Source organism: Pantoea sp. PvP021 (assembly GCF_054056055.1).
The window spans coordinates 286555-299861 of the sequence record NZ_JBSRXX010000002.1 but is presented as its reverse complement, the minus strand read 5'-3'; the positions used below and the strand labels follow the sequence as shown (position 1 = coordinate 299861).

Sequence of the window (13307 nt, the reverse complement as noted above, 5' to 3'; positions counted from 1 at the left end):
CTGTAAGAACGCGATTAGAGATACGTTATAACATAACATTAGTGAGTTTGTTTTCAATCCGGATTTGTGTTTTTGTTGTGGGTACCAATGAGCGTTAAAAGGGAGTGGAAATGCAACAACTCACGCTTGTCCCGCGTCTGATGCCAGCCGTCAGGTCCGGAGAGAAAACCTCGACGATTCGCTGGCAGGAGGGCGATATCACCATGGGTCCGCTGAGACTGGTGAATCAGCAGGATGATACGGACGCGATAATCGTGTGGGTGACGCAGTTCGACACGCTGCGCTTAAGCGAAGTCGCCGCGACGCTGGGGAAACAGGAGGAATGGCCTGATGAGGTGCTGCTGGAAGGGATGCGCGAGCACTATCCGGAGATCAGGCTGAGCAGTGAGGTGCAGCTAATCACTCACCTCACGCCCGCAGAAACCCTGCAGAAGCTCACTAAACAGTGATCAGCTGTGCTCAATCACCAGCAGCGCCATCGTATCGGCTTCCAGCGCCCGAAAGATATGCAGCTCATCGCCCGGATAGGTAATGTAATCACCCACATCCAGCTCCACCGCACTGTCGACCGGGCCCACCAGCGCACGCCCTTTAGCGATAATAATATGCTCAATGGTATTGGGGATATGGGGCTGTGAAATGCGTTCGCTGCCGGGCTGAACTTCCAGCAGATAGATATCACGCCGAACGCCGGGCGGGCAGGAGGCCAGCAAAACGGCCTGATAATCGGCCAGATCGGCGGTTACCGTCAGGCCCTCTCCACGCCGAATCACCTGCAGACGACGCGCATCCGGCTCCAGCAGACGTGAAAATGGAATGTTCAGCGTTACGCAAAGCGACCACAGGGTTTCAATGCCCGGATTGCCATTACCCGCTTCCAGTTGTGACAGCGTAGATTTAGCGATCCCTGCGCGGCGCGCCACTTCAGCCAGTGAAAGACCGGCTCGCTGGCGTTCACGTACTAAGGCATTGGCAATAATGCTGATAGGGGTATTCAAACGCACTCCTGATAACCTGAATGTTTTTTATATCGAACATAACGTTCATCTTGTAAAACGCTGTCGCGGTGTTCATTATATCGGATTATATGTTCATTATGAGACAGAGTGATGCTTTTTCCGCAAATGCAGTTGCTGGACAAAGGGGTGATCAAAGCGATTTTTCTGGTCTGCCTGGCTGATGGAATTGTTGGTTTATCCTATGGCTCGCTGGCGTCGGCCGACGGGTTTCCGCTCTGGGTGCCGCTGGCGCTCTCAACGCTGGTGCTGGCGGGGGCGTCGGAGTTCCTGTTTATCGGCATTGTGGCCGGTGGCGGCAGTCCATTTACCGCCGCCGCAGCGGGCCTGCTGGTAAACGCACGTCATTTGCCGTTTGGCATCGCGGTCAAGGATCTGGTGGGGCAGGGTCCGTCAGGCTGGCTGGGCTGTCACATCATGAACGATGAAAGTGTGGTGTTTGGGATCTCTCAGCCGCAACTGGCGCAGCGCCGCAGTGCTTACTGGCTGTGCGGTATCGGTATCGGCTTGATATGGCCGGTCAGCGTCATGATCGGGGCAGCAATCGGGCAGTTTATTCCTGATGTCTCGGTGATCGGACTGGATGCGGTGTTTCCGGCGATCCTGATTGCCCTGATCTTCCCGGCGCTGCGCCAGCGACGCACCCGGATCCCCGCGACCGTCGGCGCGCTGCTCTCCTTGCTGGCGACGCCACTGGTTCCGGCGGGCATGCCGGTGCTGTTTTCACTGCTGGGCCTGCTGACATGGAGATCGCGCAAATGACACATCAGGGAATGATTATCGCCGGGATTGCCCTGCTGGCTGCCGGAACCTATCTGATGCGGTTTGCAGGCGTCAGGCTGGGAAACCGTCTTCCGATCAGCGAGCGCACCCAGCAGATGCTCTCCGACGCCGCCACGATATTGCTGCTGGCGGTAGCGGCCACCACCACGCTGTTTGAAGGCCAGCATTTTGCCGGTGTGGCACGGGTGGCGGGCGTGGGCTTTGCCCTGTTGCTGGCGTGGCGTCGTGCGCCGCTGATTATGATTATTCTGGGGGCGGCGGCGATGACGGCGCTGTTGCGTTTTCTCGGCGTGCCCTGAGGATGTTATTAACCCCGGCAAAAGCGGGGATGTTATCGCAGTGAAAATTTGTCAGGATGGCACTCTCTCAGGCGTGATTAGCCCGATAACCTTGCAGGGATTGCTGAATGAACACTATCCGTACCTGTTTCCTCCTGATGCTGCTGACCGTGATGACAGCCGGTTTAACCGCCGTTCCGGCTATTGCCCGACCCGATATGCGTCCGCTGGGCAAGAACATCGCCGACACAGGCTCCGCCTGGTATCGCTTCCAGAGTAAAAAGTTTGTCTCACAGGATGGGGAACGGCACTATCGGGTGTGGCTTGCTATCCCCAAAAGCGATGCGCCGCCAGGCGGCTATCCGGTGCTCTGGCTACTGGATGGCAATGCGGCGATGGCACATTTGACAGAACCTCTGCTTAAAAAGCTGAGCAGCGGCACGCCGCCAGTGCTGGTCGCGGTGGGTTACGACACCCATTTGCCCTTTGATGTGGTGGCGCGTAATTACGACTACACCCCACCCAATGATGCGCCTGATACTCTGGTCACTCAGCCTCATGGCCGCAAAGGCGGAGGCAGCCATCAGTTTCGTCAGCTGCTGCTGAACACAATTGTCCCGTGGGCAGAACGTCTTGCGCCCAGTAATCCGCAGCGGCGTGCGCTCTGGGGGCACTCCTACGGCGGACTGTTCGTGCTGGATACCTTCTTTCATGCCGCCTGGTTCAGCCATTACTTTTCGGCTGCTCCCTCGCTGAGCTGGAATCATCAGCGCATTCTTACCCTGGCCCGACGCGCCGACGCCGGACCGCTTAAACATTTGTCGCTCTATCTGATGGAGGGCGATGGCATCACCGAACGCCGAACCGGCCACTCTGACGATCTTCAGCAGGAAGAGCGTGCGCTTACCGACATCCTGCGCCCGAGCGGTGCCAGACTGATTCTGACGCGTTATCCCGGTCAGAGTCACGGCCAGATATTACCCTCATCGCTGGTGGATACGCTGGAAATAGTTTCCGGTAGCCGGGATTGATATCTGACCGGGCATCGCGGCATGATGGCGTTTCATCACCTGCCCGGAGTTCACGCATGAATCGTCCGCTACAGATTGGTCTTTTGCTGTTCCCTGATGTCACTCAGCTCGACTTAACCGGCCCGTGGGAGGTATTTGCGCGCACGCCTGGTGTCGAATGCCATTTCATCTGGAAAGATCTTCAGCCGGTGCGTTCCGATCGCGGCCTGTCGATATTGCCGACCACTACGTTTGCAGATTGTCCGCCACTGGATGTGATCTGTGTGCCTGGCGGGCCGGGACAGATCGCCCTGATGTCGGATGACGTCACGCTGAATTTCCTTCGTCAGCAGGCCGAACAGGCGAAGTGGGTTACGTCGGTCTGTACCGGTTCGCTGGTGCTGGGGGCCGCCGGATTGCTAAAAGGATATCGTGCGACCTCGCACTGGAGCTCCATCGATCAGCTGGCACTGCTTGGCGCGGAGCCGGTCAGTCAGCGGGTGGTGCGCGACCGCAATCGTATCAGCGGCGCAGGCGTGACCTCTGGCATCGATTTTGCCCTGACGCTGGTGGCCGAAATTGCGGGTGACGCGGTGGCGAAAGCGGTTCAGCTGCAGATGGAATATGATCCCGAACCGCCGTTTACCAGCGGTTCGCCGCATACCGCACCGCCACAGGAAGTGGAGCAGGCGCGGGCGAAAATGGCTGAGTTTCTTGCCACTCGCCGTGCGGCAACCGAACGAGCCGCTCTGCGACTACAGGCTGATTAGCTTACTGACACCGGGGATGCGCAACAGCAGCAGTGACAGCGCCATTGAGAAGATTAACGTCAGGGCGATGACCAGCAGTTTATCGCCCAGTGTCTGGATGCGGATTGCCGCCGCCAGCAGGCCAAAAATCAGATAGTGCAGGATATAGACGCCGGTCATGGTCTTCCCCAGGGTCGTCAGAAACGGCGTCAGCCACTGGACTTTTTCCGGCAGGCGAATGGCGTTAATGCTGATCACAATCAGCACCACCAGCAGATAAACCTGCGAGCCCGTCAGCACCACATCGTTATGGGTCGCCAGAAAACGCGCAAGAAAGTAATGACGCTCATACAGCCAGGTAAAGAGATAAACCGCGGGCAGCAGCAGCAGGCTGATCTTTATCACTCTGGGTGATGTCAGCAACTGCATCACGCGCGGCGCGGCCATCAGCCGACCTGTGAGGTAGTAGAGCACCCAGGTCCAGATTCGGTATTGCGGCAGCAGCGAAAAGGCCCGCTGGCCCGGGTAGAGGCTGGCGAGCAGGTCATAGGCAAAAGCTAACACCAGCAGCAGTAAAATCCCCGATGCCATCAGCCCAGGCCGCTGAATGAGTCGGTCAATCAGCGGATGCGACACATAAATCACAATCAACGCAATTACAAACCACGGCTGAATCAGATAGCCCTTATGATGCATCCCGGCAAACCAGAAAAAGCTGAACCAGAAGATAAAAATCAGCAGAATGCGGCGAATTTTGCCGAGCTGCCACGCGGGTGTATGCAGCTCACCGGCGTCGATATAACCGCTGAGCAGAAAATAGAGCGGCGTGGCGATCGTCGAAACAAAACTCAGCACGTTCAGCGTCAGATTAATGTCGTAATGGTAGCTGTCGTAGCTCTGGTAAAGCGTGAAAAACGAGACGGCGGTGATACAGGCCAGCGTCTTCAGCATTGCCAGTCCGCTCTTATTCACCGTGCGCCTCCCGACCATGGAAGCAACGATAGATGACCGGCAGCACCAGCAGGGTCAATACTGTCGCGAACCCGAGGCCAAAAATAATGACCACCGCCATGCTCTGGAAAAAGACGTCGCGCAGCAGCGGCAGCAGGCCCAGCACCGTGGTGAAGGCGGTCAGCAGAATAGGACGCAGACGTGAGGTCGCCGCATCAATAATCGCCAGCTGCAGCGATTTCTCCTGCCGGAACAGCCTGATCTCCTCAATCAGCACGATCCCGTTACGGATCAGCATGCCCGACAGGCTCAGCAGCCCAATCAGCGCCATAAAGCCAAACGGAATACCGGTGAACAAAAAGCCACAGGTGACGCCAATCAGCGCCAGCGGCACGGTGATCCAGATAGCGACGGCGTCGCGCAGCGAGTTAAACATCAGCACGGTAATGATGAACATCGCCAGGAATCCCACCGGCAGCGAACTCAGCAGCCCGCTCTGCGCTTCACGTGAACTCTCCAGCTCACCTCCCCATTCAAGCCGGTAGCCCGCCGGGAGTTTAAGCTGGTCGATCTGTGGCTGAACCCGCGCCACCACTTGTGCGGAGGTTAACCCTGAAGCGGGATCGGGATCGGTCTGCACCGTCAGCACGCGCGTACGATCGCGACGCATAATCAGCGGATTCTCCCACTCCAGCCGGAAGTCAGAAATCACATTGCTCAGGGGCACAAAGTGCTGCAGGGCCGCACTCCACAGCTGAATATTCTCGATGTGATCGACACTCTGCCGCTCTTCATCAGCCGGATAGAGCATCACCGGCATCAGCCGCGAACCGTCACGGAAAATGCCCACCGCGTCACCGCTGAAATTCATTCTCAGCGCCTGATCGATGTCATGTTTATCGATACCCAGTTCCTGACCACGCAGCGCCGAATAGACCGGGCGGATCACTTTGCTGCGCTCCTGCCAGTCATTGCGAACCGGAAACGTTGAGCCATCCGCCAGGAAAATGGCATCCAGCTGGCTGCCGATGTGGCGCAGCACTTCGGGATCGGGGCCGATCACCCGCAGGGCAATGGCGCTGTCACTGGCGCTGCCAAACTGGATACGTTTGATGCGCTGATTCACCTGTGGGAAGTTCTGCTCAATATAGGCCTCGGTTTTCAGCGCCAGCGCATCAAGCTGTCGGCCATCCTTAACCCGCACCATAATCTGGGCGAAGTTGCTGTACTGCCGTGCCGCGTCGTAGGTCAGGGTAAAGCGCAGAGCGCCCTGGCCCACCGTCGTGACCGTGGCTGCGACCTCAGGATCCTGGTTAATGAACCGGGCAATATCCACCGCCGTATTCGCGGTGTAATGAATATCGGTGCCATAGGGCAGCCAGAGATCGGTGAAAAAGACCGGCGTGCTGGAGGAGGGGAAAAAGTTCTGCTTCACGAGTGTAAAGCCATATAGCGACAGAGCCAGCAGTGCCACCATTACCGTCAGCGTGGTCAGGCGGAAACGCAGCAGGCCGCCCAGCGCCTGACGATAGAGCCGGAATACGATGCCCTGATAAGGCGTGGAGGGTTCGGTTTGCTCAGGCTGAGCCGTGCTGCGGCGCTTCTCACTCCAGTTGATAAATACCGGCGTTAAGGTCAGCGCCGTGACCCAGCTCAGCATCAGTGAAATCAGCAGCACTTGGAACAGTGATTTACAATATTCGCCGGTCGAATCCTGCGACAGGCCAATCGGTGCAAAGGCGAGAATTGCAATCACCGTGGCACCCAGCAGCGGCAGGGCAGTGCGCCGCACCATGCGGGCAATGGCCTGCTGTAAAGGGTGCCCGCGCTGATGATCGATTTTGACCCCTTCGACCACCACAATGGCATTGTCCACCAGCATGCTAAGCGAAATAATCAGCGCGCCCAGCGACACCCGCTGCAGCTCAAGTTTAAACAGGTACATGATCAGGAGTGTGCCAAGCACGTTAAGCGCCAGCGAGGCGGCAATCACCATGCCGCTGCGCAGGCCCATAAACAGCAGCAGCGTTCCCACCACAATCGCCAGCGCCATCAGGAAGTTGAGGATAAAGCCATCAACCGACTGTTTTACCTCATGCGCCTGGTTATAGAACACCTTCAGGCTGATACCGGCGGGTGTATCCTGCTGATAGTGCGCCATTCGGGCGGAAAGCGCGTCGCCAACATCAATCACATTGACGCCGGGCGCGAACGAAATGCCGATAGCCAGAGCCGCTTCACCGTCTGCAAAGTAGATATTGGCGGGATTGTCGGTAACGCCACGCGTCAGGGTGGCGATATCGCGCAGATGCACGTTCTGTGGGTTACCAGCGGGCAGAATCGGCAGATTAGCCAGATCGTCCAGCGTCTGCAGTTCGCCGGTGGGATGAAAACGGATCGATTCGCTGTCGACCCGCAGCGTTCCGGCACTGGCAACACTGTTATTCCGGCTCAGCAGATCGGCGACGCGCTGCGGCGTCATACCATAGGCGGTCATTTTGCTGGCGGAGAGAGCGATGCGGATCTCCTCCTGCTCGACGCCCGCTACCGCAACTTTAGCCACACCCGGCACCAGCACCAGATCGCGCCGCAGCTGATCGGCATAGTTGCGCAGTTCGCTGTTGGTAAAGTCTTTACCATGAATGACGAAGAAGTAGCCGTAAACATCGCCGAAATCATCGTTAACCAGCGGGGCCTGAACGCCAGGCGGGAACTGCCGGGCCGCATCGCCGACCCGACGACGTAACTCATCCCAGATTTGCGGCAGCTGATCGGCCAGATAGCGGGTATGAATATTAACGGTAATCTGCGACAGGCCATTGCCAGAAATGGACGTGACATTGTCCAGCGACGGCAGGCGCTGCAGCGCATTCTCCAGCGGCAGCGTTACCTCCTCTTCAACCTGCTGTGCGGACGCGCCGGGATAGTGGGTGACAATTACCGCCGACTTAATGGTAAACAGCGGATCTTCGAGGCGGCCAATGTTGAGCAGCGCATAGATGCCGCCCACGCCCAGCAGCAGAATGACCATCCAGATGCGAATGGATTTATCAAGAAAATGCTCCTGAATACGCATTATAACCCCCGCTCGCGCTGCCAGATGCGCACCGCTTCACCGTCACGCAACTCACCCACACCGGCGGCAACGATACGGTCGCCCGGCTTCAGCCCGCTGATGATTTCAATGCCCTGGGCGGTGAGACGACCCACTTCGACAGGTCGATCTTTGATGCGCAGCGCCTCGCCATCCTGCTCAACCAGCCAGACGTGCGGCTGATTGGTGGGGCTGCGATCGGGATTGAACACCGCAGCCGCAGGCACGACCAGACGCGGCTGGGCAGGGGCATTTGGCAGGTTATGCAGCCTGACGCGCACCGATCCGCTGAGGCCGGCAACGCCAGGGAGATCAGCCGGACGCGGCATGGTCAGCACCACCTGATAGGTCAGCGTGGCGGCATCCGTCTGGCTGGTATGCTCTTTATATTGTGCGGTGAAAAAGCGGCCTGGCAGGGCGTTAAACTGCACCTCAGGCTGATAGTCAATATTCTGGATATCGAGGCTGGTGAAGAGGGTTTCGGGCAGCGTAAAGATGACGTCGAGCAGATCGGCACGGGTCAGCAGCGCAATGGGCTGTCCGGCGGCCACGACCTGATGATTACGCGCCTGTACCCTTGCAATCACGCCATCAAACGGCGCGCGAAGGCTAAGAAACTGTAACTCCTCCTGTGCGATTTTCAGCGCAGTCGCGGCGGCATCGCGATTAGCACGCTGCACATCCATTTCAGATTTTGAAACGGCGCTGCGCTGGGCCAGCGTATTGAAGCGCTGAAATTGTCGCTCCGCCAGTTGCAGTGCAGTCTGGCGGTCGCGTACCCGTAGTTTCGCATCTGCATCATTCAGGGTAGCGAGAAGCTGTCCCGCTTTCACGGGCGTTCCGTCACGAATATCAAGCTGGACCAGCTGGCCTGCCCGTTTAAACGCAAGATCGGTATTATCACCCGCCTGAATACGCGCAGGAAATACCCGGATATTTTGAGCGATGTCCGACTCAAGGGTGAAAACTTTAATTACGCGGGGCGGGGGAGCATCCGGTTCTTTTTTTTCATCGCACGCTGTCATAAAAAAACAACAGAGCAAAATGAGGATAACCTTGCGTTTAATCATTTTCTTCGCCTTAACATCAGCTTTTAAACTGCGGTTTGATAAGCATTAAGGCGTAATAAACCCTGATGCTTATCGCGACCGGGATAAACTTATTTTTAATCTTCGTCATATAAGTTTAACGAAGCGGCAGGGCCGCTTCGCCTGAATCGGCTTACGCCGCCATCTGAGAGACCACCAGCCAGGTCAGTAAGCCCACCAGAGTCGTTGCGGCGACCGCGAGAATAACGAAACCGCAAAGCATGATAATGCTCTGTTTTTTCATCAGAGTTTCCTTTTGCGAGCCAGAGTATAAACCGATGCACACTGCATCAGCATACTTAAACCTTAGCTAAACAAAAACAACGTTGTCATTCTCATAATATAGGTTAGATTTAATTTAGCCATTTTATGTTATTCGTCAGACGTTTCTTACGTAAATATGATATCGGTCATTACCTGCAGGAGGGGCTGCCTGCAAAATGCATGTCTTTTAATTGCGCCTTTATTTCATCGCTAAATGGCACGAGGTTTATATATGCTAAATAATGATAAGCAGGATAAAGCGTTTGCTTTATCTGAGCGCCCCTGGTATCAGCGTAGTGTGGCAGAGATATTCTCCGAACTGCAGAGCTCATCAGCAGGATTATCCACCGCCACTGCGCAGGAACGCCTGCAGAAACACGGTCCCAATGCCCTTCCGCAAAAAGCTGAGAAATCGGCTCTGCTCAAATTCATCGCGCATTTTAAAGATGTGCTGATCTATATTCTGCTGGCCGCGGCGGTGATCACCGCGATCATGGGTCACTGGGTCGATACCTTTGTCATTATCGGCGTGGCCGTCATTAACGCCCTGATCGGCTTTATTCAGGAGAATAATGCCGAGAAGTCACTGAAAAGTATTCAGAACATGCTTGCCAGTGAAGCGATGCTGGTGCGGGATGGCAAACAGGTCACGGTCGCGACGCGCGATATTGTGGTCGGTGATGTGGTGATGTTACGCCCCGGCGATAAAATCCCGGCTGATCTGCGACTGTTTGAGGTCAATAATCTGCGGGTTGAAGAGGCGATTCTCACCGGGGAGTCGACGGTGGTGTCGAAGAACACCGATACGCTGAGCGGTGAAAAATCGCTGGGCGACCGTCTGAACCTGGCTTTTTCAGGCACTACCGTCAGTTCCGGCACCGCCGCAGGCGTGGTGATCGCCAGCGGCGGTGATACTGAGCTGGGCCATATCAACGAAATGATCAGCGGCATAAAAGAGGTTAAAACTCCGCTGCTGGTGCAGATCGACAAACTCGGTAAAGCGATCTTTTTCATCATCCTGCTGATGATGGTCGCCCTGTTTATCTTCGGCTATCTGCTGCGTGACATTCCACTGGGCGAGCTCTCGCTGTCCGTCATCAGCCTGGCGGTTGCTGCGGTTCCGGAAGGTCTGCCTGCCATTATCTCTATCATCCTGTCGCTGGGCGTGCAGTCGATGGCGCGCACCCAGGCGATTATCCGTAAGCTGCCGACTGTTGAAACCCTGGGCGCGATGTCGGTGATCTGCTCCGATAAAACCGGCACGCTCACCATGAATGAGATGACGGTGAAAGCGGTGGTGCTGGCGAAGAGCCGCTGGCGCGTCAGCGGAAACAGCTATGAACCCAAAGGGGAGATTGTTGCTGAGCAGGGCGACGCAAGTGGACTCTCTGCGGCACAGGATCCGCTGTTTCAGCAGTTCCTGCATGCGGTAGACACCTGTAATGAAAGCCAGCTGCGTCAGGAAAGTCAGGGACACTGGACGATTGTTGGCGGCCCGACTGAAGGCGCGCTGAAGGTGCTGGCGGCGAAGGGTCAGACGACACCTCAGCCGGTTGAGGTGGTGAGCAAGCTGCCGTTCGATTCCCTCTATAAATATATGTCGGTCAGCTGTGTTGCCAACGGCGAATCTTATGTGCTGCTGACCGGTGCGCCAGACGTGCTGCTGACGCTATGTCAGCAGCAGCAAACACCGGAGGGTGCAGAGCCGATAGACCGTGCGTACTGGGATGCCGCCATCACCACCTACGCCAGCGAAGGGCTGCGCACCGTTGCCGCCGCCTGGAAGAGAACCTCTGCACCCGTTACCGCGCTGGATCATGCCGATCTGAGAAGTGACATGGTGCTGCTGGGTCTGGCCTGTATGATGGATCCCCCCCGTCCCGAGGCGATTGCCGCCATTGACGAGTGCCAGAAAGCGGGCATTCGCGTCAAAATGATCACCGGCGACCATCAGGAAACCGCGATGGCGATTGGTCAGATGCTGGGAATCGGCAACAGCCAGGCTGCTATCACTGGCTACCAGCTTGAACACATGAGTGACGCCGAACTGGCCGACGCGGCAAAAACCTATGACATTTTTGCCCGCACCAGCCCGGAACACAAACTGCGTCTGGTGAAAGCGCTGGAAGCGAGCGGCGAGATCGTCGGCATGACCGGCGACGGCGTCAACGATGCTCCGGCGCTGAAACAGGCCAACGTCGGTATTGCGATGGGTATTAAAGGCACCGAGGTGACAAAAGAGGCGGCCGATATGATTCTGGCCGACGATAACTTTGCCACCATCGCTGCGGCAGTCAAAGAGGGACGTCGGGTTTACGACAACCTCAAGAAAACCATCCTGTTTATTATGCCCACCAACCTGGCACAGGGTCTGCTGATTATTATCGCGATTCTGATGGGCAATCTGCTGCCGTTAACCCCGGTACAGATTCTGTGGATGAACATGGCAACATCCGCCACGCTGTCGTTTGGTCTGGCGTTCGAGCCTGCTGAAGCCAATGCGATGCGCCGGCCACCGCGCAATGTTAAAGCGCACGTGATGGACGCTTACGCTATCTGGCGCGTGGTGTTTGTCGGTCTGCTGATTTCAATCAGTGCCTTTGTGCTGGAAGCCTGGCTGCAACCGCGTGGCTACAGTGCCGAGTTTATCCGTACCGTGCTGCTGCAGATGCTGGTGACTGCGCAGTGGGCCTACATGCTTAACTGCCGTAACTCGGATGGCTTCTCACTGGATCGCGGTCTGCTAAAAAATCGCGGTATCTGGCTGGTGACGCTGGTACTGATTGTCCTTCAGGCGATCATTATTTATGTGCCATTAATGAACACACTGTTTGGTACCCGTCCACTGCCGATCAACTACTGGCTGATTTCGCTGATTGTCAGCATCGCGATCTTCATCATAGTTGAGATCGAAAAACGCCTCACCCGCGCATGGCGGGTGAAGACGCCATCACTGAGTTAATTCTGCCTCCGGGTCCTGCTGCGGATAGCTCGCCAGCAGGACCTTTTTAATCAGATAGGTCAGTGGAATAGCCAGTATCCCGCCCGTAATCCCCAGTAACGCCTGCCAGAACAGAAACGCCAGCAGCTGCGTGGTCAGCGCCAGATTGAGTCGCTTCCCAATCAGCAATGGTTCGATCACCGAACTCAGACAGAGGTTCAGCACCACAAAGAATCCAGCTACCGCCAGCGCGATCTGTAAATCAAACATGATGTAACTCTGGATCACCGGCGGAATCGCGGCCAGAAAGGAGCCAAGCACCGGCACGTAATTAAAGATGAACATCAGCACGCCCCAGAAAAAGGCAAACTTCAGCCCGATCAGATGCGCACCGACGCCCACGATTAACCCGCCCAGAATACTGGTCAGCGTTTTCACTCTGGCATACACAATCACGCTCTGAATTCCCTCCTGCAGCGCCAGATAAAAGGCCTGATGTTTTCCCTTTACCCGCTGTTGCAGTGCAGCTTTCAGCAGCGGCATCTCATAGAGCATAAACAGCAGCATCAGGAACACCATGATCCACCATGAGATGACGCCAGGGATTTGCGTCAGAAATGCAGTGACAATGCGCACTATCGCCCCAGCATCCACAAAGGTCAGCAACTGGTCGGGCGTCATACCGATATCAAGCCGGGCAAAGGCCAGCGTCAGCTGTTCAAGCCGTGCCGCCAGCAGCACGGGCGCCTGGCGGCTGAGTTGCATCAAATCGGGCGTCAGCACGGTTAACTTGAGGATAGTGACCACCATGATCAACAGCATCAGCATAATCACCAGCAGTGACGAGACGATGCGCGGTATGCGTTTGTTTTCCAGACGGGTAATCAGGGGATCAAGCATGATGGCCAGTAACATCGCCAGCAGAACCTGATTGATCAGCGGTGCTGCCAGATAAAGGCCGGTCAGAATAATGGTCAGACAGGCGAGGATAAACAGCACGCGTGCCAGTGGCGGCCAGAGGGTGAACCAGCTCAGTCCCATGATTGGGCTCCTTCAGCAAAGATAAGCTGCAGTATAGATGAGGCTTAAGCTTCAGTGCCTTGCGTCAGGTCAGAGGGAGAAAGGCTTGTCTC

11 protein-coding genes are annotated in these 13307 nt (G+C 56.4%); 6 read left to right on the top strand and 5 right to left on the bottom strand.

Features of this window, described 5'->3' with window-relative positions; all coding sequences use genetic code 11:
* Positions 1 to 110 precede the first annotated feature (110 nt).
* Positions 111 to 449 carry an ASCH domain-containing protein gene (locus ACVKSX_RS10545; RefSeq protein WP_163641551.1) on the top strand — a complete coding sequence of 113 codons (339 nt, stop codon included), beginning with the start codon at positions 111 to 113 and terminating at the stop codon, positions 447 to 449.
* Here ACVKSX_RS10545 and ACVKSX_RS10540 read toward each other — a convergent pair whose 3' ends face one another.
* Positions 450 to 998 carry a helix-turn-helix domain-containing protein gene (locus ACVKSX_RS10540; protein ID WP_010246810.1) on the bottom strand — a complete coding sequence of 183 codons (549 nt, stop codon included), beginning with the start codon at positions 996 to 998 and terminating at the stop codon, positions 450 to 452.
* Between the two features lie 111 nt (positions 999 to 1109).
* Between ACVKSX_RS10540 and ACVKSX_RS10535 the strand changes: the two genes are divergently transcribed.
* The 4 genes from ACVKSX_RS10535 (at position 1110) to ACVKSX_RS10520 (ending at position 3857) form a co-directional block, all read left to right on the top strand.
* Positions 1110 to 1778, top strand: a complete 669-nt coding sequence (locus tag ACVKSX_RS10535; RefSeq protein WP_010246808.1) for an AzlC family ABC transporter permease — start codon at positions 1110 to 1112, stop codon at positions 1776 to 1778.
* A complete protein-coding gene (locus tag ACVKSX_RS10530; RefSeq protein ID WP_010246806.1) occupies positions 1775 to 2098 on the top strand; it encodes an AzlD domain-containing protein in 324 nt (107 codons plus the stop codon). The genes ACVKSX_RS10535 and ACVKSX_RS10530 overlap by 4 nt, the downstream gene beginning before the upstream one ends.
* 107 nt (positions 2099 to 2205) lie before the next feature.
* Complete coding sequence (locus tag ACVKSX_RS10525) at positions 2206 to 3108, top strand: alpha/beta hydrolase (protein ID WP_022624580.1); 903 nt, start codon at positions 2206 to 2208, stop codon at positions 3106 to 3108.
* 56 nt (positions 3109 to 3164) lie between these two features.
* On the top strand, positions 3165 to 3857 hold the full coding sequence (locus ACVKSX_RS10520) for a DJ-1/PfpI family protein (RefSeq protein WP_354438674.1): 693 nt from the start codon (positions 3165 to 3167) through the stop codon (positions 3855 to 3857).
* Here ACVKSX_RS10520 and ACVKSX_RS10515 read toward each other — a convergent pair.
* The 3 genes from ACVKSX_RS10515 to ACVKSX_RS10505 are packed head-to-tail and all read right to left on the bottom strand — an operon-like array spanning position 3843 to position 8951.
* Positions 3843 to 4808: an acyltransferase family protein gene (locus ACVKSX_RS10515; RefSeq protein ID WP_010670598.1), complete on the bottom strand. Its 966-nt coding sequence runs from the start codon at positions 4806 to 4808 to the stop codon at positions 3843 to 3845. The two genes, ACVKSX_RS10520 and ACVKSX_RS10515, sit on opposite strands and share 15 nt — an antisense overlap.
* The gene (locus tag ACVKSX_RS10510; RefSeq protein WP_354438676.1) at positions 4801 to 7863 is read right to left on the bottom strand and encodes an efflux RND transporter permease subunit; all 3063 of its coding nucleotides are present in this window, start codon (positions 7861 to 7863) and stop codon (positions 4801 to 4803) included. The genes ACVKSX_RS10515 and ACVKSX_RS10510 overlap by 8 nt, the downstream gene beginning before the upstream one ends.
* Positions 7863 to 8951, bottom strand: coding sequence for an efflux RND transporter periplasmic adaptor subunit (locus tag ACVKSX_RS10505; protein WP_033768724.1), 1089 nt, complete (start codon positions 8949 to 8951; stop codon positions 7863 to 7865). The genes ACVKSX_RS10510 and ACVKSX_RS10505 overlap by 1 nt, the downstream gene beginning before the upstream one ends.
* A gap of 514 nt (positions 8952 to 9465) precedes the next feature.
* On the opposite strand from ACVKSX_RS10505, the gene ACVKSX_RS10500 reads away from it, so the two are divergent.
* The gene (locus ACVKSX_RS10500; protein ID WP_301247904.1) at positions 9466 to 12195 is read left to right on the top strand and encodes a cation-transporting P-type ATPase; all 2730 of its coding nucleotides are present in this window, start codon (positions 9466 to 9468) and stop codon (positions 12193 to 12195) included.
* Here the strand turns inward: ACVKSX_RS10500 and ACVKSX_RS10495 are convergent.
* Positions 12184 to 13215, bottom strand: a complete 1032-nt coding sequence (locus ACVKSX_RS10495; RefSeq protein WP_010670602.1) for an AI-2E family transporter — start codon at positions 13213 to 13215, stop codon at positions 12184 to 12186. The two genes, ACVKSX_RS10500 and ACVKSX_RS10495, sit on opposite strands and share 12 nt — an antisense overlap.
* Between the last annotated feature and the right edge of the window lie 92 nt (positions 13216 to 13307).